Origin of the sequence: Peribacillus simplex, assembly GCF_001578185.1 — a bacterium.
Taxonomy (GTDB): domain Bacteria; phylum Bacillota; class Bacilli; order Bacillales; family DSM-1321; genus Peribacillus; species Peribacillus simplex_A.
In genome coordinates this window covers 1,934,379-1,960,394 of sequence record NZ_CP011008.1, presented here as the reverse complement: position 1 = coordinate 1,960,394, position 26,016 = coordinate 1,934,379, and the positions used below count along the sequence as shown (strand labels likewise).

General features: G+C 39.6%; 23 protein-coding genes, 2 pseudogenes and 1 riboswitch. Of the genes and pseudogenes, 7 read left to right on the top strand and 18 right to left on the bottom strand.

Features of this window, described 5'->3' with window-relative positions; all coding sequences use genetic code 11:
• The first annotated feature begins 600 nt into the window (after window positions 1-600).
• On the top strand, window positions 601-1,521 hold the full coding sequence (locus tag UP17_RS09225; RefSeq protein WP_061462688.1) for an aminoglycoside phosphotransferase family protein: 921 nt from the start codon (window positions 601-603) through the stop codon (window positions 1,519-1,521).
• A gap of 138 nt (window positions 1,522-1,659) precedes the next feature.
• Window positions 1,660-1,962 (top strand): CotD family spore coat protein, encoded by a 303-nt coding sequence (locus tag UP17_RS26300; protein WP_081108771.1) that lies wholly within the window; start codon window positions 1,660-1,662, stop codon window positions 1,960-1,962.
• Window positions 1,963-2,033: 71 nt separating this feature from the next.
• On the opposite strand, the gene UP17_RS09220 is transcribed toward UP17_RS26300, so the two are convergent.
• Window positions 2,034-2,495, bottom strand: coding sequence for a GNAT family N-acetyltransferase (locus UP17_RS09220; protein ID WP_061462686.1), 462 nt, complete (start codon window positions 2,493-2,495; stop codon window positions 2,034-2,036).
• 570 nt (window positions 2,496-3,065) lie between these two features.
• Between UP17_RS09220 and UP17_RS09215 the strand changes: the two genes are divergently transcribed.
• Window positions 3,066-3,395, top strand: a complete 330-nt coding sequence (locus tag UP17_RS09215) for a DMT family transporter (protein WP_061466043.1) — start codon at window positions 3,066-3,068, stop codon at window positions 3,393-3,395.
• Between the two features lie 25 nt (window positions 3,396-3,420).
• The gene (locus UP17_RS09210) at window positions 3,421-3,768 is read left to right on the top strand and encodes a DMT family transporter (protein ID WP_061462684.1); all 348 of its coding nucleotides are present in this window, start codon (window positions 3,421-3,423) and stop codon (window positions 3,766-3,768) included.
• Between the two features lie 208 nt (window positions 3,769-3,976).
• On the opposite strand, the gene treR is transcribed toward UP17_RS09210, so the two are convergent.
• From treR to treP, 3 genes are all read right to left on the bottom strand, one after another.
• On the bottom strand, window positions 3,977-4,690 hold the full coding sequence (gene treR / locus UP17_RS09205) for a trehalose operon repressor (RefSeq protein WP_061462682.1): 714 nt from the start codon (window positions 4,688-4,690) through the stop codon (window positions 3,977-3,979).
• Window positions 4,691-4,722: 32 nt separating this feature from the next.
• On the bottom strand, window positions 4,723-6,393 hold the full coding sequence (gene treC / locus UP17_RS09200) for an alpha,alpha-phosphotrehalase (RefSeq protein WP_061462680.1): 1,671 nt from the start codon (window positions 6,391-6,393) through the stop codon (window positions 4,723-4,725).
• An 80-nt stretch (window positions 6,394-6,473) separates the two neighbouring features.
• Window positions 6,474-7,925: a PTS system trehalose-specific EIIBC component gene (treP, locus tag UP17_RS09195; protein ID WP_061462678.1), complete on the bottom strand. Its 1,452-nt coding sequence runs from the start codon at window positions 7,923-7,925 to the stop codon at window positions 6,474-6,476.
• Window positions 7,926-8,272: 347 nt separating this feature from the next.
• Between treP and UP17_RS09190 the strand changes: the two genes are divergently transcribed.
• Both UP17_RS09190 and UP17_RS09185 read left to right on the top strand, forming a co-directional pair.
• Window positions 8,273-8,857 carry a CGNR zinc finger domain-containing protein gene (locus tag UP17_RS09190; protein WP_061462676.1) on the top strand — a complete coding sequence of 195 codons (585 nt, stop codon included), beginning with the start codon at window positions 8,273-8,275 and terminating at the stop codon, window positions 8,855-8,857.
• 338 nt (window positions 8,858-9,195) lie between these two features.
• Window positions 9,196-9,750: an HPP family protein gene (locus UP17_RS09185; protein ID WP_061462674.1), complete on the top strand. Its 555-nt coding sequence runs from the start codon at window positions 9,196-9,198 to the stop codon at window positions 9,748-9,750.
• Between the two features lie 344 nt (window positions 9,751-10,094).
• Here the strand turns inward: UP17_RS09185 and UP17_RS09180 are convergent, their stop codons facing one another.
• The 9 genes and pseudogenes from UP17_RS09180 to UP17_RS09140 form a co-directional block, all read right to left on the bottom strand.
• Window positions 10,095-11,207, bottom strand: a complete 1,113-nt coding sequence (locus UP17_RS09180; RefSeq protein ID WP_061462672.1) for a DNA alkylation repair protein — start codon at window positions 11,205-11,207, stop codon at window positions 10,095-10,097.
• Between the two features lie 94 nt (window positions 11,208-11,301).
• Window positions 11,302-12,015: a YjjG family noncanonical pyrimidine nucleotidase gene (locus UP17_RS09175; RefSeq protein ID WP_061466042.1), complete on the bottom strand. Its 714-nt coding sequence runs from the start codon at window positions 12,013-12,015 to the stop codon at window positions 11,302-11,304.
• Between the two features lie 74 nt (window positions 12,016-12,089).
• Window positions 12,090-12,542 (bottom strand): DMT family transporter, encoded by a 453-nt coding sequence (locus UP17_RS09170; RefSeq protein WP_061462671.1) that lies wholly within the window; start codon window positions 12,540-12,542, stop codon window positions 12,090-12,092.
• A 31-nt stretch (window positions 12,543-12,573) separates the two neighbouring features.
• A complete protein-coding gene (locus UP17_RS09165; protein ID WP_061462669.1) occupies window positions 12,574-13,272 on the bottom strand; it encodes a Crp/Fnr family transcriptional regulator in 699 nt (232 codons plus the stop codon).
• A gap of 44 nt (window positions 13,273-13,316) precedes the next feature.
• Window positions 13,317-13,742 (bottom strand): DMT family transporter, encoded by a 426-nt coding sequence (locus UP17_RS09160; protein ID WP_061466041.1) that lies wholly within the window; start codon window positions 13,740-13,742, stop codon window positions 13,317-13,319.
• Window positions 13,743-14,025: 283 nt separating this feature from the next.
• Window positions 14,026-15,168 (bottom strand): M20 peptidase aminoacylase family protein, encoded by a 1,143-nt coding sequence (locus UP17_RS09155; RefSeq protein ID WP_061462667.1) that lies wholly within the window; start codon window positions 15,166-15,168, stop codon window positions 14,026-14,028.
• Between the two features lie 19 nt (window positions 15,169-15,187).
• Window positions 15,188-16,606, bottom strand: coding sequence for a YfcC family protein (locus UP17_RS09150; protein WP_061462665.1), 1,419 nt, complete (start codon window positions 16,604-16,606; stop codon window positions 15,188-15,190).
• A gap of 29 nt (window positions 16,607-16,635) precedes the next feature.
• A pseudogene (locus UP17_RS09145) lies at window positions 16,636-17,651 on the bottom strand (mandelate racemase/muconate lactonizing enzyme family protein).
• An 84-nt stretch (window positions 17,652-17,735) separates the two neighbouring features.
• A complete protein-coding gene (locus UP17_RS09140) occupies window positions 17,736-19,052 on the bottom strand; it encodes a hypothetical protein (RefSeq protein ID WP_061462663.1) in 1,317 nt (438 codons plus the stop codon).
• A gap of 315 nt (window positions 19,053-19,367) precedes the next feature.
• Here UP17_RS09140 and UP17_RS09135 point away from each other — a divergent pair, with 315 nt between their 5' ends.
• Window positions 19,368-19,829, top strand: coding sequence for a VOC family protein (locus tag UP17_RS09135; RefSeq protein WP_061462662.1), 462 nt, complete (start codon window positions 19,368-19,370; stop codon window positions 19,827-19,829).
• A 104-nt stretch (window positions 19,830-19,933) separates the two neighbouring features.
• Here UP17_RS09135 and UP17_RS09130 read toward each other — a convergent pair whose 3' ends face one another.
• The 5 genes and pseudogenes from UP17_RS09130 to UP17_RS09110 form a co-directional block, all read right to left on the bottom strand.
• Window positions 19,934-20,836, bottom strand: a complete 903-nt coding sequence (locus UP17_RS09130; RefSeq protein ID WP_061462660.1) for an aldo/keto reductase — start codon at window positions 20,834-20,836, stop codon at window positions 19,934-19,936.
• Between the two features lie 369 nt (window positions 20,837-21,205).
• Window positions 21,206-21,412 (bottom strand): annotated as a pseudogene (locus UP17_RS29495) (PTS lactose/cellobiose transporter subunit IIA); the annotation flags it as partial.
• A gap of 174 nt (window positions 21,413-21,586) precedes the next feature.
• A riboswitch (glycine riboswitch) is annotated at window positions 21,587-21,685 on the bottom strand.
• Between the two features lie 161 nt (window positions 21,686-21,846).
• Entirely contained in the window at window positions 21,847-22,848 is a 1,002-nt protein-coding gene (gene speB, locus UP17_RS09120) for an agmatinase (RefSeq protein ID WP_061462658.1), read from the bottom strand.
• 271 nt (window positions 22,849-23,119) lie between these two features.
• Window positions 23,120-24,592, bottom strand: coding sequence for an aldehyde dehydrogenase family protein (locus UP17_RS09115; RefSeq protein WP_155727283.1), 1,473 nt, complete (start codon window positions 24,590-24,592; stop codon window positions 23,120-23,122).
• A 188-nt stretch (window positions 24,593-24,780) separates the two neighbouring features.
• Window positions 24,781-25,962, bottom strand: coding sequence for an iron-containing alcohol dehydrogenase (locus UP17_RS09110; protein ID WP_250211782.1), 1,182 nt, complete (start codon window positions 25,960-25,962; stop codon window positions 24,781-24,783).
• Window positions 25,963-26,016: the final 54 nt, after the last annotated feature.

The window sequence follows — 26,016 nt, the reverse complement described above, 5'->3', positions numbered from 1 at the left end:
ACTCTTTTGAAGCAACTGATGAAGACAGTGATGATATAAAAATACTTTTTAAACGTTACAGGTGAAAAATTGATGAATGTTTTAAACGGATGTAAAACTGTCCTTTATTCCCATTGGCTATCTTTCCACTCATTTAAGCTGCTTAATAATCTATATTAGAATGATTTTGGGCCAACAGCTGAAAATTCCTTTTCGCAATTGCATCCCGCACAATATGGATTCTTCTTTCCCTATTGTGCTATTTTTTTCTCTTTTTATAGTGGGTTCTTCTTAAAAGATGAAAAAGGCTGTTTTCACATACTTTGTTGCTATTTACCAGGTAGTGAGTTGTGGTTGACTTCCCCTCCAGATGCTCGCTTTCCTTGGTGCGGGCGGTGAGCCTCCTCGGCGTAACGCCTGTGTGGTCTCACCTGTCCCGCTGCTCCCGCATGAGTCTCGCACTTCCGCTCCAATCAACCTTAAATAGTTTCGTTTTAAAAACAACAATCTTTACGAAAAGAGCCATGAAAAAAAAGTGTTTGAACGCTAATATTGATATCCCATCTATAATGTGAACTTAAACGCCTGAACATTGTCCGGGATTTTAAAAGGAGAAGACGTATGAAAAATGAATATGGTAAGTTTGAACAATTGGTTCAAAAGTTGGATCCAGGCATCAAACTTATTCGCGCATGGGAATTAAAAGGCGGAATTTCTGCTCAGGTGACAGGACTTGAAATGTTACAATCTACAGGGAGGATCATAAGGATGATCGTTCGTCAGCATGGTGATAATGACTTGAAACGGAATCCGAATATTGCGGCAGATGAACACAGGCTCTTAGGGATATTGAAGTCTGCAGGTTTGCCTGTACCGAAGCCTTATTACATCGAGCAATCCTGCGAGGGTTTTTCCAAGCCATGTTTACTTATCGAGTTTATTGAGGGCAAGCCAGATTTTACCCCCTCAAATCTTAATGATCATATCTTACAATTTGCAATCAATCTAGCAAAAATCCATCATGTTGATTGTGCGAAGCTACCTTTATCTTTCCTCCCTAAACTAGAAAATTCATATGGAGAAATGTTAGATAGTAAAGATGGGGCAATCCTGGACGAAACCTTAAATCTGAGCTTGATCAGAGATTTGTTAAAATCATACATGCCATTACGCCCAATGAATAAGGAAGTGATCCTTCACGGTGATTATTGGCCAGGAAATATATTATGGAAAGAAGATAAACTAGTTTCTATAATTGATTGGGAAGACGCAGGCTTAGGGGACCCTTTGGCTGACCTTGCCAATAGTCAACTCGAGATTTTATTTCATTTTGGAATGGATGCAATGAGTGACTTTACCATTCAATATAAATCCATGATGCTGGAGTTGAATTTTACAAACTTACCCTTCTGGCAATTATTTGCCGCATTACGGTTATCTGATTTTCCTGAATGGGGCTTGGAAAAAAGCAAGGAAAATAGCTGGAAGAAAAGACACAAGTCATTTGTTCGTCAAGCAATTAACCAAATTCGTTTAAATTAATGTATCTTCAATTTTTTTAAAATGAGTGACGGATCTGATATGCCTATGAACTTTTGATAAAGGCATTTATACCAGTCCCTTTATCAACTTTTTTCATAAACTAACAATGACTTCTAAAAAAATCCAGGAGGTGTTTAAATGTATAATAAGGCCTGGGGGCATCCGAAAGGCGGTCAATGTCCACTACAATATTGTCCACCTCATAGAATCCCTACTCAGTATAATCCACCTCAAATCCCCCCGACAAAGCAATATGTTAAAACTAATGTCATTAACACTGTGATTCCGGTTTTTCACCCGACACATACAACTACCGTGAATAAACATTTCACCACATATATACCGCATACCCGAAGTATCGTGAAAGAGTGTTATACCCAAAGCTTTGTTTGCGGAGTTCCTCAATCCCCCAGTTTTTCGAGGAGAATGTTAAGATATTAATTTAAAAAACCCCGATTCGGGGTTTTTATTAATTCCTTCCATCAACCTTTGAAATTTGACATTCAAAGGATTTACAACTGTCTAAATGCAAACTCCCTATATTTTTTAAAGTGTTGTTTCTTATAAAACTCTTTTGCATCAGTGTTTTCAAACCAATAATCCAGTTCAATTAAATCTATATCATTCTTTTTCGCAATTTCATATATCTTATTCATTAGTTGCTTACCGTAGCCCTTTTGGGTTTGACTTTCAGCGATACTAAGCTGATGCACATATACTGATTTATATTCATTTTTAAAAGCACTTTCTGGATAGTTTTTAATTTCAATCCATGCGTAACCGATCGGTTCTTCATATTCTTTTAAAAGAAGAAAAACAAAACTTTTATTTTCAACCAAACTTTTGAAAGTTTCTTTCATTGCACTATATTTATATTCCTTAAAATACTTAGGATATAGTTTGGCATGCAGGCTGTGGACATTTTGATTTAATTTTGCAATTACTTCATGATCCCGGGTTTGACTAACATACATAATAATCCCCCTGTCTATACAATGAAACATTCATTATTTAATATAAATTCCATGAAAGAAGTTCACCCTATCATAAGCATTTAATGAACTTAATTCGGCAAAATCCCTAAAAGTTCCTGTTTGACTTTCTTATATTACGAGCCTTTCAAAAGGAAAGATCAGCCCAGTAGCCTTCGATTTAAAGAAAAGTCTCGCAGGCAATGCATACAAACTGATTCTCTTAATCTTACTGGTATACGAGATGGCCCATCAAATGAAGAGTAACTAGAGTAATGGATGCGCTTGGCAGCAGCCCTGGTATTATTCAATATAAGAAAGACTATCTTGACGTTTTTTTAACATAAAGGAAGTTTGTTCTCATTATTATCCGAACTGCTGCTAAACAATCTGAAATGGCTTATTATATAACTTTCCATATAGGATAAGCCTAATATTGTGGAACATGATAGGATATATCCTGATACGGTAAGGATTATTAGACTGGATATAGGTGGTTTTAGTTTAATTAGGGGGCCTTTGGATGTTAAGATGCTTGGTGAAGAAATAATGAAAATATTGGAGGAGTTCATCTTGAATCCATATGCATATTTGGCAATAGCCATCATAAGTGAAGTGTTTGGCAGCTCGATGTTAAAAGTATCAAACGGATTCAAAAAGTTATTCCCTTCAATTGCTGTTGTAATTGCAATGGGTTTGGCTTTTTATTGCCTGTCTTTATCTCTTAAAACAATTCCACTTGGAACGGCTTATGCTATATGGTCCGGAATAGGTACTGCTTTAACTGCATTAGTGGGAGTTATCGTTTATAAAGAAGGCTTTAACCTGAAAAAAATTTTAGGTTTAGCCCTAATCATTGGCGGAGTGGTTGTTTTGAAACTCTCCAGTGGCGACGCTCATTAATATTTTGAGAAACGGAGGTAATTATATGAAAGGATACATAGCGTTAGGAATATCAATCATAAGTGAAATATTTGGCACAACCATGCTTAAGTTATCTGAAGGATTCACTCATTTATTCGCTTCATTTGGGGTCATTATTGGATTCGGAATCGCATTTTATAGCTTATCCGTATGTCTTAAAACAATTCCGTTAAGTTTGGCATATGCCATTTGGGCAGGAATCGGCACAGCTTTAACTGCATTAATAGGCATACTATTATGGAGTGAGCCATTTAGTATCACTACATTAGGAGGCTTAGTATTAATCATTGGTGGAGTGGTTTTACTAAATGCTTCCCATACTCCCAAACAAGCAGAAGGATCGTCAAACTAATGGTTTGCGATTCCTCCTATGTCTATAAGAAAAACACGATACCTTGAACTGCATTAGAAAAGGCCGCCTGCGCGACCTTCCCTTTTAAATGGAGCTGAGTTTCATGAATCAGTCCTTCAATTGAATTTAATTTTTACAGACTTTTTTTCATGATAACCTATTTGTTTTTTCATTTCCTCCTTAGCTTGCCAGCATATTTCTCAGGGTTTCACCAAGTCCGTCGAGCAAAGTCCGTGAACTTGAATTTATCGGGTCTATGCCTGGATTCGCTATACTGAAACAAGCTTCCATCAATTAAATGAACCGTACTTTTCACTACTGCCACCATATCGTAGTCTTCTATGTCCAATAATTGTTTATCTTCTTCACTGCATGGCTCCACAGTAATTTCCTTATTGGAAAAACCAATCTGGAGCCCGAGTTCCTTTTCGATATATCCATAAATCGAATCCTCACAAATTTCCCTTGTCAGATTAGTTACGAACCCACTATTGAAATAGTCTTTGTCCAGAATGATTTTATTCCCATTGATTTGCCGAACCCGGAACACTTTCCACACTTCCTCACCTTCAGTTAAGTCAAGAAGCTTGATTATGCTTGTGTCCGGGGACTCAAGCTCCATGGTATGGATGATCGTTTTGGAATGCAGATTCAACTTTTCCACCATTTCTTTATAGGAAATCAAGCCTGCTACAGGAAAATTAAATTTGCTGAAATCCAATACAAAGGAACCCTTGCCTTTGATTTTATGGATATACCCATTTTGTTCAAGCAATTGCAAGGACTTTCTTACAGTATCCCTGGAGATGTCATACTCTTCCATGAAGCTGCTTTCGGAAGGAAGCTTTGAATTTGTCGGAAAGGTTCCTCCTTCAATTTTTGAAACGATATCACCATATAGTGATAGGTATTTGCTGTTCATTTCATCACCACAATATATTTTTGTTAGTTCTGCTACTCGTCCTTTTTCAACAAATAGACAACCGATTCATAGGGACGAATGATAATGTCATCTGCAAAGTCTTTCGAATCGATATAGTTCGAGAGTAGGAGCTCTGACTTGAATCCGGATAGGTCTGCATCTTTTGGAATTTCGAAGGGCACTTCTTTTGCATAAAAGTTATTGATGACCAAAAGTTTCTCGTCTTCATGACTGCGAACATAAGCGAACAATTGGTCATGGTCGCCAAGAATTTCCTGGTAGTCCCCATATGCAATGATATCATGTTTCTTCCGTAAAAATATAAGTTTTTGGTAATGATGAAAAATGGAATCCTGATCCTTCAGTGCGTGTTCTGCGTTGATTACTTTAGCATTATCAGGCACTGAAATCCATGGTGTCCCTTTTGTAAAGCCTGCGTGCTCCGTATCTTCCCACTGCATGGGAGTTCGAGAATTATCACGGGATTTAGTTTGAAGAATTTCGATTATTTCCTTTTCATCTTTGCCTGCCTCTTTTAAAATATTATAATAATTAATCGATTCCACATCCCGATATTGTCCAATATCATTGAATTTCGGGTTGGCCATCCCTATTTCCTCCCCTTGATAAATATAAGGGGTTCCCCTAAGCATATGAATGGCTGTTGCCAGCATCTTGGCAGACTCCTTATGATACTCTTGATCATTCCCAAACCTGGATACAATCCTCGGCTGGTCATGGTTGCACCAGAACAGGGCATTCCATCCATTTCCTTCTTGCATCCCATACTGCCAGCTGCTTAGGATCTCCTTTAACTGTCTGAAGTCAAAATCTGCAAGTGACCACTTTTCCCCATCCTTGTAATCCACCTTTAGATGATGGAAACTGAATACCATGGACAGCTCCTTTTCAACTGGAGATGAATATTTGATGCAATGGTCAATGGTCGTCGATGACATTTCCCCTACAGTCATCACCTCTACATCCTTCCCAAATGTTTCTTCATTCATCTCTTTAAGGAATTGATGAATTTTGGGACCATCTGTATAAAAGCATCGTCCATCTCCATCATTGTCATTTTCATAGATGTCAGGTTTCGAAATAAGATTGATCACATCCAAACGGAATCCTTTAACACCTTTATCCATCCAGAAGTTTACTACATTGAAGATTTCCCGCCTTACTCTGGGATTTTCCCAATTAAGATCAGCTTGGGTCCGATCGAACAAGTGAAGGTAGTATTCATCATGTTCCGCTAGATATTCCCATGCAGGGCCTCCGAATTTCGAAATCCAATTGGTAGGGGGCTCTCCATCTTTCGATTTCTTAAATATATAATAGTCCTTATATTCTTTCTCTCCAGCCAATGCTTTTTGGAACCATTCATGCTCTGTTGATGTATGGTTGAATACCATATCCAGCATGATTTGGATATCCCGCGAATTAGCTTCCTTCACCAATCTTTCGAAATCATCCATCGTCCCGAAAACAGGATCAATGGATGTATAATCCGCTACATCATATCCATTATCATTCTGAGGTGAACGATAAAAAGGGGTCAGCCAAATATAATCTACTCCGAGTATGTTCAAATAATCAAGTTTTTCAATAACGCCATTTATATCCCCGATGCCGTCACCGTTCGAATCCTTAAATGACTTCGGATAAATTTGATAGATGGTACTTTTTTTAAAATCCTTCATTGTGATTCCTCCTCTGCTATCCCTGTTGTCTCTTTTGCAAGTATGGTAAAAAAGAGGGAGAATTCTCTCCCTCCACGTTATTAAGCATTTAATTTCGTTGTTTTCGTTCTTGTTTTCAAATTCATTTTAGGACGTTTGGAGAATACGATAGTCAAAATGAATGGCACAACGAAAGCAACCAACATCGCGAGTGCAAACATTCCCATGTACTGTGGCTGGATGGATAGGATACCCGGGATCCCTCCAACACCGATAGAGTTTGCCATTACTCCCGATCCGACTGAAACGATGCCTGCGAAAAGTGAACCGATCATACCGGCTAAGAACGGAAAGCCGTATTTAAGGTTAATGCCGAACATGGCTGGCTCGGTTACACCGAGATAACATGAGATCGTGGCGGGAATGGAAACTTGTCTTTCCTCCTGATCCTTTCTGTTGATGTAAATCATCGCAAGAACTGCTGTACCTTGTGCAATATTGGATAAAGCGATCATTGGCCATAGATTCGTTCCGCCCAGTTCACTCATAAGCTGCAGATCGATAGCGTTCGTCATGTGATGCAGGCCTGTGATGACAAGCGGAGCATATGCAAAGCCGAAAACGGCAGCAAATAGCCAGCCAACTGATGAATTCAATCCGGAATATACAACCGTAGAAATGACTGAACCGATTTTCCAACCTAAAGGCCCCAAAATGGTGTGGGCAATGATCACAGTTGGAAGTAAAGCAAAAAATGGAACGACGATCATGGAAATGGAATTGTGCACTTTATCTCTCAAGTACCGTTCTAAATACGCCAAAACGAACCCTGCAAGTATAGCTGGAATGACTTGGGCCTGGTAGCCGATCATATCGACTTGCGCAAAACCGAAATCCCAAAAAGGTATGTCACTTGCCTTCGTTCCTGCCACTGCATATGCATTAAGTAGTTGTGGGGAAACCAAGGTCAGACCAAGGACGATGCCGAGAATTTGAGTTGTGCCCATTTTCTTCGAGATGGACCATGTAATCCCAACAGGAAGGAAATGAAAAATAGCTTCACCTATAAGCCAAAGGAAGGCGTGGACCCCTGACCAAAATTGTGAAATATCCACAAGTGTCTTTGTGCTATCATCGAACATTTTTATATCCCCGATGATATTGCGGAATCCAAGAATGAGGCCGCCAACGACAATGGCAGGAATCAGCGGGGTGAAAATATCCGCAAGATGGGAAATCATCCGCTGCAGCCAGCTCATATTCTGTTTAGCTGCCGTTTTCACATCTTCTTTTGACGCTTCCTGCAGTCCAGCTATGGAAACGAATTCATTATAAAAGGATGATACTTCATTCCCGATTATGACCTGGAACTGGCCAGCTTGTGTAAAGGTTCCCTTCACAAGTTTAATCGATTCAATATTCGTTACGTCCGCCTTGGCGGGATTTTTCAAAGCAAAACGCATTCTTGTCGCACAATGCGTAACTGTCGCAATATTTTCTTTCCCTCCGACATGTTGAAGCAAATCCATTGCTGGTTCTGTGTATTTACCCATTTCACTACTTCCTTTCCCTAGAAAGCAAAATATAGTTTATTCCACAACCTGTACGTATAGGTTTTGTATACGCTTTCATATTATCCTGTACGTACAGGTTCTGTCAAGAACTTTTTCCTCACTTTAAAAGGATTGATTTTCATGCACTTTCATTACTATTCTGTTATTGCTAATATGGATGTTTGATAACACGATTCATGTTATCGCCGTATCTATCAACAATCTCTCAAGAAACCAAGGATTCCTAACATGGATAACTAGCTGAAAAAATCATAAATAGGGTATAATGATGATATAACCTCTCAATTAACATTCTAATGGTTAGATTTTAACAGGGAGATGAACTTATGTCCGAAACTAATAAATTTCCACTTATAACAGGTAATCTTTCTCTGGATTTAGTGAACACAGAACTAGTCAGTCGTGGTCAACGGCAAGACTTATTACTTTCAGAACGGGATGTGCTGGACTGGCTTACTGTAATAAAAGGGAAAAACTCATATTGGGATAATCCGCTATCATTAAACATTAAAGGGAGAATTCAACAAGTATTTGTAGGCGTTCTAGAAATGCGTACGATTTTAAGAAAACAATTTGAGTCAATAGCAGATGGGAATATGGTTCCTGATGAGTTTATCGCCTTTTTAGAATATAAAATCGAAAAATCACCTTTCACTTATAAATTAATGGATCAAAAACTGGTTCCCATACCTGTTGGAGAAGCGGAAGATATCCTGCTATCTTATATTGCTTTCGACACATTAACATTAATCGAAGAAAATAAGCTGTCATCACTAAAGCGATGCTCGAATGATGATTGCGTCCTGTTATTTATCGACGAAAGCGGAAGACGCAAGTGGTGTTCAATGAAAATATGCGGGAATAGAAAAAAGGTAGCCCGATTTCAACACCGGAAATCTGATGATCAATGAAGAGCTAACTTATTATATAAGTTTGTCTACATTTTTTAGGGTTTGTACATTTTGAACGTTGATTACCTCTCCAGGCACTCGCTTTCCGCGGGCGATCCGCCCTCGGCGCCTTTGCGCCTGCGGGGTCTCCCCTGGACGCGCTTTTCCCGCAGAAGTCTCGCACACCCGATCCAATCAACTTTGTTTTAACTTTTAGATAAAACCCCTTTGGCTACAGTCTTTCCAACTTATTATATAAGTTGGTTTTTTTATGAATCATTAAAATAACCCCTAAAAATGATTTTGACAGGTTAGTTTAATTCATGTAAAGTCTAATATATAAAAAAGGAGGGGTAATATTGGACCGTATATCAATAGCAAGGCATAAAGAAAAACGCTTTTTTCATATTCGTTATTTATCGAAGATGAAGGGAAAAGGAAGAAGCCCTTTACAGATAAATGTAAAGGACGCAATAACCGGACTGATTGGGGGATTTTTAACGATATTCGCTTTAATTCTTTTAACAAAAATAACATCAGCAGTGTGGTTAATGGCTCCTTTTGGTGCCAGCTGTGTACTGGCGTTCGGTCTGTGGAACGTGCCGTTATCACAGCCACGGAATATTATTGGCGGCCATTTTGTTTCAACATTCGTAGGTTTAGCTTCTTATCATTTTTTTGGCGACGAGCCTTGGGCGATCGGCTTGGCTGTCGGATTAGCCATTGCGGTGATGATGCTGACAAAAACGACGCACCCACCAGCTGGTGCAGATCCGCTTGTAATTATGCTTGGCAAGTATAGCTGGAGTTATTTATTTACGCCTGTTTTAACTGGTGCTGTGATAATCGTTTTCCTGGCATTGTTAATTAATAATTTGCGCAGCAATCGGAGCTATCCAACTTTTTGGATATGATGTAAATAGAAATATAAGCCTTTTAATGCGATAACGATTTAACGAAGTGTATTCAAAATCGGAGAAAAATGAATAATCTGCACTTATATCTAAATAACAAAAAGAGGAGCTAGTGTGCTCCTCTCAGACTGTAGACCAGTTTTTTTAAGTTTTTAAAATTTGACCGTTGCGTGGAACGTAAGGCACTCGCTTTCCGCAGGAGACTCGCACACCCGTTTCAATCAATTTTGTTTTAACAGTTAGATAGAACTCCTTTTGCCTACAGTCTTTAATATTTTAAAATAGAAGTATTAAAACCCTATCGTTAACAACAGTTCTGTTCATTCGAAATTATCAATAAACAATTAATTTTCAGCGTTTAGTTTTACACGCGTTTCTGCAACTTCTACTCCGTTTACGAGAAGGGAGATTCGATGGATTCCCGAGTAATGACGACGCGTAGTTAAATCCTTCCAATTGTGAACCCTCACTCTTTCAACTCCTTCACTACCTGAGAAATCCCTATCTGCCAAAAGGAAAATTTTACGAGAATTTTTCTGATTGGCTTTTACAAAATCGATGGCGTACTCAATGCGAAGTTTCACTGGATTCTTTTCTTGCACTAGAAAGCCGAAATGAAGTTCACTGGTTTCGCCAATAAAAATCGAGTCTGGTTCATTTCTAATAAAAGCGCTTGAAATAATATTAGGATTATTCAATACATCCGCGTATCCAAATAATGAAAGGACTTCTGGATCCGCTTGGCGAACTAGGGTCCTGCATCCCCGTCGGACAATCCAAATCGTGTTGGGGTCTCCGCTTTCATACCAGCGCTTTGCAGTTTCTATTACGGTTTTAGGATGATCTTTGGCAATATCATTCAAGTTATTGGCCACACTTTTGCGAACATAGAGGGATGAATCGTCTTTCAGGTTCTCAAGTAATTCCAAGACTGGTGTCGGATCTGATTTGAACATCGGTAAAGATTGCCCCCAAGGTAACCTAGGCCTGCATCCTTCACTTGCCAGCCTGCGGACATGCTCATCCTCATGTTTTGTCCATTCCTTCATCTTCGCCATCATTTGAACGGAATCAAACAAGATAAAGGCACGTACTGCAAATTCGGATGATGATTTTGAAGTAAACCGCTCCAAGGCATCAAGCGATAACGGCCAATCTTTCTTATTCAATCCATGCACCTCTACAAAATCCGGGAAAAATAAATATCGAAAACCTTCACAATCCTTATCAAGTCGATACAATATATCCAATGCCTTTTCATAATCACTAGAAAGATGCTTTCCAAGGGTAATCGAAATATGTCTAATTCGTTCTTTTAACTTCCTCTCGTCCCAATCCTCATCAATCACTTCCTCTACAAACAATTCAGTAGAGAAAGACGGATGGACACCCTTTACTTTTTCACCGAATTCACGAATAAAAGTTTCATTATATATATCCTTTAAGGGCTCAGCCATTTATTTCACTTCTTTTCTTCAGGTATATATTTTGCTTTTGTAAGCCATTCCTTTATCGTATATGTACTGATCGCAAAATACAATGATATAGCAACTAGCTTTTATTACCCAAGTAACGGGCTTTGTTGATTATGGAATATAAATCACTAAGCTGCTGGATTTCGTAGGTTGGCTCAATTCCCGTTTCATTTTGCTTCCGTTCAGGATTAAACCAGCAGGTATCCATGCCGGCAAGTTGGCCGCCTCTTATGTCTGCACTTAATGAGTCCCCGATTATCAATCCTTGTTCCGGTTTAAAATCAGGAATACAGGCAAATACGTAATCGAAGAATTCTTTCATAGGCTTTTGATATCCAGTATCCTCTGAAATGAAAACTTGTTTAAAATAAACATCCAAGCCTGAATCTCGCAAGCGTTTATCCTGGGTCCTGGAAACCCCATTTGACACAATATATAAATCGTGGTGCAGTTCTAAAATCGCAACCAATTCATGTGCCCCATTAACTTCCTGGTGCCCTTGTTCCAAATAACTACGATAGGTTTTCTCCAGTGCAACCCCGTCAACCACCCGGCCATATTCTTTAAAAAAAGTTGAAAATCGCGTATTGATTACCTCATTCCGCGATATTTCCCCCTTTTCAAATGACTTCCACAGGTTTTGGTTGATCATTTTATAGTGCGCCTCCGCTTGCTGTGTATACAACATTTGTTGCTCCATGAGAAGTAAGCGCAGTGCATCACTTTCAGCCATCCTAAAATCTAAAAGTGTATCATCTATATCAAAAAATAAAGCTTTGTACCTGTTCATATGTATCGCCCCATTCAATGTTTCCATCCAACTTTGATTAACTCCTGATCATAACATAGTCTTTCTAGGTCATTTCAAGAGGCCGTTTTCCTTTTCCCGCCTATTTTGAATATTATCATCCCGGCAATGATAATCAGGATACCCGCCAACTGCTTGAATGTGAAGGGAACCTTCTCCAGCCCCAACAAACCTGTAGAATCCCAAGCCAGAGCAAATACAAGCTGTGCCGCCATCACGATTGAAATGGCGAAGGTAGGTCCCAGCAGCTTAACTCCCTGTGTCACACAAATGACCACACCTATGCCAACCAACCCGCTGAACCAATACCAGGGCTTCATATTATGCAGTTGAAAAAGTTCCATTCCCTCAAATGCGAACCCGCATAAAAACGAAGCAAGAAAGCCCAAACCTAATACAAGTGTCGTCGTTGACCATGGATTGACATGTTCATTTACTTTACTATTGAAAACGTTTTGTAAACTGACCATTGAACCCGCGAGTATTGCCCAACTTAATCCGAGCAACATCGTAACGCCTCCTTCAAATCATATAAACTATCTACTCATAGATATTATGGCTGGACAGTGCCTTTAACCCTTCCCAGTCCTTAACTTGGATGAACCCATCGGATCGATCAATCAAACCGTCCCTACAAAGCTGTAGGATGACTCGATTCAAGTGCCTGTAACTTGTCCCAATAAAGTTTGCAGTATCCTTCAAGCTCTCTGTATTCAGCCTTCCATTGATTTGGGCACTTGTTTCATCGAACGAAACAGATAGGAGGTAACTTGCAAGCCTTACTTCAACTGGATGCATTAAATTGAAACTAAGTGACTTGGACTTTACATAAAACTTCTGGGTGATGACCCTTAGTAAAAATTGCAGGAAGGCCGGTTGATCTTCGGCATACTTTTTTAACCATTGGTGCTGTATGCCGATAACATAGACATCCGATACCGCTTCAACAGTATTAATGATATCGATTCCCTGTATGTATTCAATATCTCCAATTACTTCAAGAGGGGTCTTGAATGACAAAATCAGATTCTTGCCTTCAACTGATGTCGTAGACACTTTAACTTTCCCCTTAACCAGCACGTACAAATAATTCACGCAATCGCCTTGGGAGCAAATGCATTCACCAGGATTAACCCGGTATAGAGATAAATAGGGCATCAAGGCTCCATTAAAAATGTTTTCCAACTGATGTGTCTTCAAATAGTGATTGAGTTTTTCCGAATCCATTATTTCTTTCATCTGATAAAGTTTCACTTCCTGCCTATTACTTATTATCCTTACAATTATACCGCTAATAAAATGATTCCTGCCATCATCAAGCCAAGCCCAATGAACTGTGGCAGTTGCATCTTCTGTTTCGTTACCCCAAACCATCCCTTGCTATCTATGAAAAAGCTAAGACTTAGCTGAGCCAGCAATAGAGCTGACACCGAAAACGTCACTCCGATCTGTTTATAAGCCGAAATATTACTGAAAATAATCACCGCTGCAAAGGTTCCACCCGACAAATACAAAGGTTTAACTTTTTTTAATTCAAGAGAATCCCCTTTACGCATCGTTATTAAAATTAACCCGGCGATGATGAAACCAGTGAATTGTGTGATTGTTGCGACTTGCCACGTGCTAAGGTCCCGGCTAATCTGGGAATTGGCTACACCCTGCAACGTTAGAAAAGCTCCGCCTAAAAATGAAAAGAAAATCCCTTTCACTGTTTCTCCCCCCTTCTTTCCATTATTTAATAACAGATATAAGATTCCGGAAAGGACATATGTCCCGCTGTTCGACTCCAGGTTCATCGTTGGAATGGAAGATTTTTTGGGGGAAATAACAAAAAATTCTCTGCCAAGACCAATCTTTAACAAGCAAAGGCCACTAATCAATTAGTGGCCTCGCTTGTTTACCATTAACTTGAATAATTAAAGACAAAATAAGTCTAATTCCTAGCAATCATTTTCGGAGAATTTAGCCGGCTAAAAATTAAGTGGTACCTTTTTATTTGTTATACTTATAAAAAGTTTCAATGACTGCTCTGGTTAATATCTCAATACCAGTGAAAATGGCTTCCTGATTGAATACCATGTTGGGATGGTGCAACCCTGGCTCTAAATTGCAGCCAACACCCAGCATCGTGGCTTTAATTGCAGGTCTTTCCTTTGTATAAAAATGAAAATCCTCACCGCCGGGAGTGATGATGGGCTTAACGAGCCCTTTAGCCCCCAAAGTTTTTTCTATTGCCTTCCCCATCAATCGTTCCGCTTCTTGATCAATGGATGCGGCATAAACTCTTTCTTTGTGCTTGAAGGTAATTTGACATTGATGGAAGATGGACATTTTCTTCAAAACATCGTCCACCTTCTCGATCAATTCGTCCATCGCTTCATTCGTTTGGGCGCGTAAGTCAAGACTGAACTTGGAGGACCCAGGTATAATATTTGCATTTTCCCCTCCTGCGGAAACCTGTGTCATTTTGACTGAATAAGATAATTGCGGGTTTAGCCGTATTCCTTTAAGCTGTTCAACGATGGAACTGATCACTTCAATGGCGTTTAAAGTCAAATGAGGCCTGGCACCATGACCATCAAATCCGTGAATCTCACCAAACACTGTATCGGCTGACCCGTGAATGATGCCTGAAGCAGCTTGTCCATGCTTAATCTCATGAATGGGGCGCAAATGAAGACCAAAGAGAAAGTCAACATCATCCAATACCTGTTTTTCAATCATCTTTAAAGCACCCTCACCAACTTCTTCGGCAGGCTGAAAAATAAACTTTAACGTACCTGGAAGAATTGCCTTCATTTTTCTTAATAACAACAACACACCCAATACAATCGTCATGTGAGCATCATGCCCACATGAGTGGTTGGCACGTATTGTCCCATCAACCTCCTGAAGGAGAGCATCCATATCAGCCCTCAATCCGATCGTTAACTTATTTCGCCCTTCCTCTGGATACCATGTCCCCACGATTCCAGGTATATCCACAAAACTGGTCACTTTAAGATCGTTTTGTTTAAGGACCCTTGAAATATAAGATGTAGTCTCATATTCATTCCAGCTCACTTCAGGATTCTCATGAAGATGGTGGAAAATCTCCAAAACTTGAGGTTTTATTTCATTCAATAATTCCTTCATCAAACCACTCCTTATTCTCTCAGGAAATACCAAGGGCCACTGCAACCATGAGTGCAATGCAAGCAATCAAAGTCCACCCGAGAACTAATTTCCAAATGAATTTTACCCATCGCTCATAGGGAATCCCAGCGATGGCCAAATATCCCATCAACGCTGATGACGTTGGAATGATGGAATTCGTAACCGAATCCCCATATTGGAAGGCAAGAACGGCAAGCTGTCTTTCCAAACCCAATATATCCGTAATGGGAACCATGATCGGCATTGTTGTTGCAGCCTGTCCGCTACCCGAAGAAATGAATAAATTCAGGATTGCTTGAGTGAAGAACATGCCTACCACATTCAACGTTTGCGGTAAGTGGCTTATCCCGGACGCCGCCATGAAGACCAATGAATCTATGATTTTCCCTTCTTCCAGCACTACTGTTATAGCCCTTGCAAAACCGACGATCAAAGCCCCAAATGTTACTGCTTTGGCCCCACCGATAAATGAATCGAAAATTTTCCCAAGCTGAAGACCCCCTACTAGCCCGCTAACGATACCCATAATCAAAAAAGAAGCGGTAAGCTCGGTTAAAAACCAATCCCATTTGAACACACCATAAATGTTAAAAGCCAGCCCAAAGGTCATCGCTATGAAGACCAGCTTGTGTCGGCCCGTCAATTCGGGGAAATCGACCAAACCAGACGTTTGTTTTTCTTTTAGTTCAATATCATAGATTACACTATTTTCAGGATTTCGCTTAACCTTATTCGCATACCGGCTAACATACCAAATGGCAAATGACAGTACAAAAATATAAATAACGAATCGAAAACCGATTCCAGAGAATAAAGGTACTTCAGCCAGTGATTGCGCCACCCCTACCGTAAATGGATTGAGCATGCCCCCGAAAAACCCACTGGCTGCACCAAGTGTAATCATGGCCGTTCCAGTAACTGCATCAAAGCCCATTGCCCTTGCTATAGAGATACCGATCGGTACAAAGATAATGGTCTCTTCTGCCATCCCCATGCTAAAACCGCCAATGGAAAAAAGCAGCATACTTAAAGGAATTAAAAGCTTTTCCCTCCCCGCAAGAGATCGGACCCCTTTGTATACCCCTGCTTCAATGGCCCCGGTATTTCGTATGATTCCGAATACACCACTTACAAGAAAAATATAAAAAATAATTTGGGCTCCCTTTTCCAATCCCAATGGAATGGAGGTGAAAAGGTCAAAAAAGCTAACAGGGTCTTGTTCAATAGCATGATAGCTTCCATCAACTACAAGCATTCTCCCCGATTCTTCATCCTCAACCCGGTCGAATTCACCGGCTGGAATCACATATGAAGCAAGTCCTGCCAAGATGATTATGATGAAGATAAGTGTGTATGTATGCGGTACTTTTAACCAAGCTTTTTTCTTGACCGGCACAATATTTTTTTCGGTTTCCATCCATTCACCTCATCCTGTAAATCTTATAATTAAACCAGCTCTTTTTTTATGGTTAATTGCTCAAGAACTTCCTCGTTAATTACGATTCCAAGCCCAGGTTCCCTTGTAAGATGGACATACGGGATTTCATAACAAGATTCCCAATATCGAGACTGAATAGCAGCGGACCAGTCAATTCAGTGCTGGTAATGTTTTTTCGTGAAATGGCTGTATGGTACCCTGCTGCAGACCCGATCGAGGATTCTACCATTGATCCGATTTGGCAGCTGATTCCTGCGACCTCTGCTGTCTTTGCCAATTGGATAGCCTGATAGATTCCGCCGCATTTCATTAGTTTAATATTGATATTATCTACAGCTTTCTTTTTAATGATTTCCTGCAGATGGGTTCCGTTATGGATGCTTTCATCTGCCATTAGTGGTATCGTCGTTTTTTCCTTAAGCTCAGCAAGACCGTCAATATCCCCCATTCTAATCGGCTGTTCCAACCATGAAAGGTTAAATGGTTCCAGAGCCTTCACTGCCTGAAGTGCATTGGCATAAGTGCCCCATCCTTGATTCGCATCAACCCGAATCGGAACCTTCTTCCCGACTTTTTGTCGAACCGCAGCAATCCGCTCTACATCTGATTTAATATCCCAGCCAACCTTAAGCTTGAAAAAACTATAACCTTGGTCGACAGCTTCCTGTGCTTTTTCAGCCATCATGCCCGGTTCGTCTATACTTAAAACCTTAGCGAAAGAGAGGGATTCATGGAACTTCCCACTAATAAATCATAAATCGGCAATTTGGTGTACTTCCCCATCAGGTCATAGCAAGCTATATCAATGGCCGCTTTTGCCGAGGGATTTCCGCTGATGGTCGAATAAAACGCTTCCCCAGTTACATGTTCATCAGGCACTGCCTCCCCATATCCCACCAGCCCGTTATCGGCTATTAATTTTACGATAACAGAGGGCATACGCTTGTATGTTTTCATAGGAAATGACAAATGGCTCTTTTAATGGCAAATGTGTGGCATGAATTTCACAACGTTCAATAAGCAAAACAAACCTCCCTCTTCACTGTCGCTATATGTCGTTAATAAAAACAATATATACCAATCTCCTTTTCCTGTAAAGTCTGAAAATTTAATTTTCGGTAAGTTTCTTGAATTTCTCCGCTGGTACATATAAGTTCCGAGGTCTTCCTTGCCCATATGGATGTTCCTCTCCAATTTTGCTGAGACAGCCGCATTCAGTAAGTCTTTTAACGAATCTTTCTGCCGATCGTCTGGTACAACTCATGTATTCCTCTAGCTCTGCTGCTGAAAAAGCCCGAAAATGATTTATCGAAATAAACCGATGAATCAATTTTATATTTTTCGCACTCATTTTTAGTTCCCTGGCCAGTATTTGAATGGTTTCATCTTCATTTTTCAATTCCACTTGGTGATTCCCTTCAAATAATGGTCCCTGAAGTTTTTGATCTTCATCCACCAAGCATGCTACCGTTTTTCTTTTTAGGAATTTATCGGTAAAAAATAATGCTTGTGCCGAATGTTTTTCCGCCTCTTGAATCGTATATCCATATCCAATGCCAATTTGGAAGAGGGTTTTAAATTCTTGTTCCATTTGTCCGATGATTTCATCATAAATATCTGATTCAAATGCCTGTAATGCTCCGCGTGTAGTATAAATCAAATGTGGATTAAAATATTCAAGAGAAACACGAGCCTGTAATCTCTTACTCAATTTCTGTAAAAAATTTAAAAATAGACCACTTTCATTAAGCTTTTGTTGATAATCTTGAATGGAAATGACAGCAATCTGTGATTCTTCCGTTTTCCTCAGTTTCAACAAAGATATAGCTCCTGTAAGACTTTCTATTAAGGTATGTTTGGGCTGAACCATAAATCTGGAAGGAATGGATAGCCTTTGAAGTTCCTGATAAACAGCATGAATGCTCGTTAGTGCGAAATGGGTTTTTCCTTCTTTATGCCTGTTGCTATGGAATTGAACGAAATCGGCAATATTTAGTTTCTGGGTGCCTTCTTCCCTTTTGTAAACCCACGGGTAATCCTTCACATAAAGGGATTTTACTACGACTTCCGATTCTTCCAATACCTTCATTAACCGGTTTTTATCCGGTAAATCGATTGAGATTTCATTTATGGTAACCTTTTCCGTATGAGAAATAGATAACAACGAAAGCGCAACTGTCAATTCATCAAAAGGGACATATATAGCTTCTATTAAATTTCTTTTAACTTGTTCGTATCCATAATAAAAAGGGATGGAACCCGAAAACAATACTAGATCGGTTTGTTTACCGGCATCTTCTATTAATAGACTGGTTTCTTCCGGCAGATCATATTGAAAGGAAATGAATTGTACCTCAGGAAACAAAGGAAAGTGGACAGATAAGGATTCCAAAAAATACTTTGAGCCTATTACACCGATTTTCATGTTGCTTCACCTCGAAAATGAAATTTTATTTTTATTATAACGGTAGAATCGTATTAGTAACTACAAATATTCACCAAAATCCTGCATCTAAGTTTAAGCCTGTTTCATCATCAAATTTCGGAAATGTCACCTTACGACAAACCAATATCGCCCATATTTGTTATTTATAGTATCTTATTAATAGGGAATGGAGAATCATGTTGTATTACGTTCCCATGGAATTTATCCGGTTTTAATTTCTAATTACCAGCTTTTAGTTTCACATTTAAAGTTACTAAATCACTGACAAAACGTTTTTTCTGAGAGGAGTTCAAGATGATCAAAGGTCTCTATGAAGCGCATTTACCAGTATCAGATATGCAAAGGTCGATTGATTTTTACCGCAAACTTGATTTAGAACTTGCCTATCAAAGCGAGAGGGTCGTTTTCTTCTGGCTTGAGAAAGGGAAAAGTTGGCTTGGTCTTTGGAAAACGAACCAAGTGGAAATTCCCTATCATCCTTCCATCCGTCATGTGGCATTACAAATTGATATAGGTGACATGCCATCGGCGAAAGATTGGCTGAAAAATAGAGGAATTGACATTCGGCCTTTCTTTAATTTTACTGAAGGACAGCAGCCTTTGGTTCTCGATAATAACCCGCAAGCCCATGCGGCCATTTATTTTGATGATCCAGACGGAAATGTACTTGAATTGATTGCTCCATTAAGGTTGGACTTTGAGGGAAGTTTTGGAGAGATGTCATTAGAAGATTGGTATAAACGATTCCCAATTTAAATGGAGAGATGATTCCAGTTATTATTTTTGCAATTTAAGAATGGGACCCCCATCCGGGTGTCCCATTGCTTCTGGGAAGGATTCTTGTTCAAGAGCACAATGCATTACGGGATATCATGCCCCATCGAGTTAGTTAAAATGTTAAACCATTGTTCTTTTTTCATGCTTAGATTTAGTGAATCAATGGCGCTATCCAGTCGTTCTTTCTTACCGGAACCAACGATCGGAATGATTTTTGCAGGATGTCTCAACAGCCATGCATACATAACCTCATCTATTCCATTAGCACCGATTTCTTCTTTTACGATTTCTAACGTTTTTCTTAAGCGGACAGCCTTTTCGTTTGATTCCGCAAAGATGCTACCTCCTGCGAGTGGTGACCATGCCATAGGAGCCACGCCCATTTCCTGACATAAGTTAATGGTTCCGTCTTCGAAGTTTTCAAGATTGTATGCAGAAAGTTCCAGTTGATTTGTTACTAGAGGATATTCAAGGTACGCTTGAAGCATATCCCATTGCGGTTTTTTGAAGTTCGATACCCCAAAGTTACGGACCTTTCCTGATTCTTTTAATTGATTAAACGCCTCAGCCGTTTCCGACGGGTCCATCAGGGGATCAGGACGATGGATAAGTAATAAATCAATATAATCCGTTTTAAGATTCATAAGGGATTGTTCAACAGACTTTATAATGTGAGTTTTATTAGTGTTATAATGGTGACTTTTATGAGAAGGGCGGTTTTCTGATTGTATGACTATGCCACATTTCGTAACGATCTCCATTTTTTCGCGTAAAGATGGCTTTAATGAAAGGGCGTTCCCAAAAATCTCCTCACATGTGTAGCTACCATATATATCAGCGTGATCATATGTAGTGACCCCCCGATCCATTCCATGTTCAATAAGAGATAGGATTTCTTCGGTGGAAAATTTCCAATCTGCCAATCTCCACATACCGTGAACAATGCGTGAAAGACTTAGATCTTCAGTTAGATTGACTCTTTGCATGTTGTTTCTCCCCTTTTACATCATGATTTGGCTTGCTAATTAGGTGTTTGTCATGGCTTACCTATGTTGCGGTTTCTTTCCTTATTATCCTTCATAACATATTGGTTAATTCTGTGCTAGTATCCTTGGCTACTGCAATGAATCTTAGTATAATTTAAAATTTCGAAGAATCCTAATCTTGAGTGACCCTCACATGCCACATTTTTAGAAAGTTAGGTTCATGAACTTTAGATAAGTTATATATCGCCCCCTTGTGGTTGCAGAATCCCCCGTTAGATTCATAAGAAAAAGGCTGCCGTAGTAACCTCCTAATCGAATAATCAAGAATTCATTTCCATCTAGCTAGCATGAAATATCAAAAATGCTTAGTTAGTTCTTTGAAGTTTTCTTGTATAATTCAACGATTTCTATCGCTAAATCTTTTGTTGTCATGGAAGTCATCAAGTGATCTTGAGCATAGATTAAGAGCATTGGAATTTCGAATACCTCACCACTCACTTCTTGTTGAATCAATGCGGTTTGGATTTTATGTGCCGCAACAAACACATGTTCCGCTTTCTTTAATTTATCCTGGGCATCGCTTGATTTACCTTATTTTTACAATACGATGGCTTCCATTGCACAACTGCGGTCATTTCCGCTATGGAGAATTAATTGAAATGTTAATTCAGATAGATCCTCTTTCGTTTTCGTCATATGAACACCCTCTTTTTTGTTCGCAAAAAAAGGACAGAAAAGGGTAATGGCAACATTCCCTTCTCTGTCCTTTTACCTGAGAGATTTGTTCCAAGTTTTTTTTTGGAACTTGATCCTTCGGTGGCTGTGCATTGCACTCTCACACAATCGTCATCCGCTATATTTTTTTGAAACACTGTAAATATTTGTTGCTGCAAATTATTTCATAAGTGGTTTTTATGGTATCACTCTTTATTTATACATATTCAGAAAACTAAGAAATGATAAAACGAAGGAAAATCACTTTATATCAAAACGCCTTCAAATTTAATAGACTAATGCTTTTTTATGAAGTTCAGCTCTTGCTGATCGCTGATTGTATCCTGGTTTTTCTCTTTTTCTTTTAAAACATAACTAAGCAAGTCTAATGAGAGACGTGCTGCCACTTGGCCAGTTATTCCCGCATGATCGTAAGGAGGAGCTACTTCTACCATATCAAAACCGATTACTTCTCCTCTTTTTGCAATTCCATGGAGTATTTCGTTGACTTCATCATAAAGCAGGCCTCCAGGGGAAGGCGTGCCTGTCGCAGGGGCGATCGATGGATCGAGGCCATCAATGTCCATGGTAATATAATATTTTTCACCTGCTGGAATAAGTTCCAGCACCTGTTCAAATCCCATCTTTCTCATTTGACGTGGAGACAAGATGACACTTCCGTATTCTCTGGAAGCATCGACATCTTCTTTTTTACTGCTGCTGATTCCACGTATGCCCAATTGGAAAATCTTTTGAACATGATTCATTTCAGATAAGCGGCGGATGCAGCTTCCATGTCCAACCCGCATTCCTGAACGGTGATCTGCCCAGTCTAAATGCGCATCAATCTGGATCACATGAAATGGCCCGAGTTCTCCCAAGCCCCTTCCTACTGGTATTGTAATGGAATGATCTCCACCTAAAACAACCGGCATTGCACCTTTTGAAACGATTTTTCGAATGGCTTCTTCCGTATTATCATGGGATTGCATCATATCCCCATGTACCATGTCTACATCGCCGCAATCAACTACTTTCCATTTCGGGCCAAGATACATGATATCATTTTCAATATCATAGGCGCCATCTAACCCGAAACTATATAATGTAGAGCCTTCACGAATTCCTCTTGGACCCATTCTTGCTCCTGACTTCCATTGTGTTCCCATATCATTTGGAACTCCAATGACAGCTACATCTGCATCTAACTGGTCTAGATCAGGACATACGGGATATTTCCCGAAAGTACAGATTCCGGTAAAAGGTAAATTAAGATGTTGTTTTTTATTATTCGACATGAACTTTGCCTCCCACTTGTATTACGTTCTCCTAATGTTCTCCTAATATATATGCAAGCTTCATGCCAACCTATAAAACTAGACAAAACGGAATTGTTTTGTCAATAATGACTACCAGGAACCGACACAGATTTCTTTCTGTTCCAGGCCATCTTTAGATATAATATTCAAAATAATGGTAATTCAAAAAAATGCTTCCTCTATTAAAAAAAGTCAAATATTTCTCGATGTAAGCACTCTCTTTTACTCAATTATCTTTACTTCTCCATTTTTAATGATCAAACCACTTGGTTGGCTCCACTTCTAAATTAATGTTGATTTGTTTTACCTCACTAAACTCATCTAAACCAAAAGTTCCTAATCCGCGGCCAATTCCGCTCTGCTTATAGCCTCCCCACGGGGCTTCATTGTAGGCTAAATTATAGGCATTAATCCATGTAATTCCGGCTCTTATTTTCTTAATCACTCTTAAAGCCTTTGCACCGTCTTGGGAAAATACACCTGCTGCGAGGCCATATGGGGTATCATTAGCAAGCTGGATGGCTTCCGCTTCATCTTTAAACTTTTGTACAGTCAGTACTGGCCCAAATATTTCTTCCTGAACAATTCTCATGTCCGGTTTGGTATCAACAAATATTGTCGGCTCAACAAAATAGCCCTTTTCAAGCCCATTGCTTGTTATACGCTTGCCGCCGCAGGCTAATATCGCCCCTTCTTCTATGCCATGTTGAATATATTGGAGTACCTCATTCATATGTGCTTCACTGACAAGGGCACCCATTTCTGTAGAAGGATGATCACCAGGACCGACTTGGATCTTTTTCGCTTTCTCTATCAGTCTATCGATAAACTTGTCGTGAATGCTCTCTTCAAGCAGCAAACGCGATCCTGCATTACAAACTTGACCTGCATTTATAAAAATCCCATATAAAGCATAATCCACTGCTGTCTCAAAGTCTGCGTCGGCGAAAACGATGTTAGGCGACTTGCCGCCTAGTTCGAGGGCAATGTTCTTAATATTTCCAGCAGCTGTTTTCATGATGCTTCTCCCCGTTGAGGTGCTGCCAGTGAATGAAACCATATCGACTTTACCGCTTTCCGCTAGTTCATTTCCTACGGTTCCCCCACCGCCCATCACGAGATTGGCAACGCCATCTGGAATGCCAACTTCCTTGATAATCTCGAACAATTTGGTAGTGGTAACCGGAGTTATCCCGGCTGGTTTAAACACGACCGCATTTCCTGCAGCAAGTGCAGGGGCTATTTTCCAAGCTCCCGTCAGTAAAGGAAAATTCCACGGAGCGATCAGTCCACATACCCCTACCGGCTCTCGAACAACCATAGCCTGTACAGGACCGGAAACAGGATACGTTTGGCCATCCGGTTTTGTGACTAAACCGGCATAATAGCGAAAACAATCCACTGCGTCAGCAATGTCAAACTCTGACTCTTTAAGAGGTTTTCCGGTATTGGCTGTTTCAAGTTGGCTAAGCTCAGATACATTTTCTTCAATCTTCTCCGCTATTTTATATAAATAGGAAGCCCGTTCCGAAGCCGGTAAGTCCGACCAAATCCCAGAATCAAATGCTAGTCGTGCCGCATCAATAGCCATCTTGGCATCTTCTGCATTTCCGTTGGGAGCCTCTGCAATGATCTTGCCATTTGCCGGATTTACAATATTTTTCTTCTGTTTACTTGAAGAATCCATCCACTCACCGTTTATAAACATTTTCAACTTATGCAATTTGAAAAACCTCCAGTTCGTTATTCTTACTTTATAGCAATCTCATATCCATAAATAGCTAATTATGTACCCGCAGCAAGTGGGCATACGCATGTTTTCTGTAAACCATGGCGGCCGCCCAATTAAAACTCCCATCAAGCCGGCCGCCGATTCAAAAATTCTAGATCAACATTAATCTAGTTAAACTTTTAAATTAATGTTGTGTTTTTCGCCTCATAAGTCTTTTGAAATAATTCCAAATAATCTGCAGGTGTCACTTTTCGTGAATTAGCCTGTGTACACAAATGAACGGATGCCCCTTCAGCGAGGAATAGGAAATCTTGGGGATTGACATTACTTAAATCTCGAAAATCAGGAATACCAATTTTACGTGCAAGCTCTTTTAACAAAACAACACCATCATAGGCAGTTTCTTCTATTGTTTTCCCTTCTTTATTTGCTCCAAGTTTTTCAGCTACAATTGCATGCTTTTCCAGGTTTGAAGGAATATTAAATTCAAAAACATGAGGAAGAAAGATAGAATTCGCTACCCCATGTGGAGTATCATAAAGACCGCCGAGTGGTTCAGCCATAGCATGTACAGCACCAAGATCCGCGTTATCAAATGCCATACCTGCAATTAAACTGGCTACAAGCATATTTTTCCTTGCCTCTAAGTCGGTCCCATTTTCTACAGCTAACGGAAGGTACTTAGCAATTAATTCAATTGCATAAAGGCTGAGAGCATCGGAAATGGGTTCAGCAATATTGCTGGTATAAGCTTCGATAGCATGTGTAAGTGCATCCATTCCGGTAGCAGCAGTAATAGATTTAGGCAGAGTTAGAGTTAATTCAGGGTCCAAAATTGCTAGTTTTGGAGCCAATTTAATGTCAAGTATAGCCTCTTTCTGTTTTGTAACTGTATCTGTAATGACAGAACCTGTTGTAACCTCACTTCCGGTACCTGAAGTTGTAGGGATACAAATAAGGGGAGTTATTTCTCGCTCTAGTAAATTTAAACCGTAACGGTCCCTAAGCTCTCCTCCATGGGTTAAAAGTGTACCAATTGCTTTTGCTGTATCCATCGAACTTCCGCCGCCAAGACCTATCAAAAGATCTATTTCCTCGTCTTTAAATTGTTGATAGGCTCTATGGCAATCTACATCTTTTGGATTAGGAGTAATTTCATCAAAAACAATATAATTGACACTTTCTTGGTCTAACGAATCGGTAACCTTTTGTAAAATTCCAGTTTGCGCCAGTCCTTTATCGGTAATAAGAAGTGCCTTTTTTCCTCCTAGCTCTTTTGCTCTTTTCCCAATATTTTTAACTTTTCCGTTCCCGAACTCTATAGATGTAGGTAGATTGAAATTAAAATCCCAGATCATCATTAATATCCCCTTTCAATTTTTCAAACAGTGTAATAGTAAGTGACTCACTCTCTT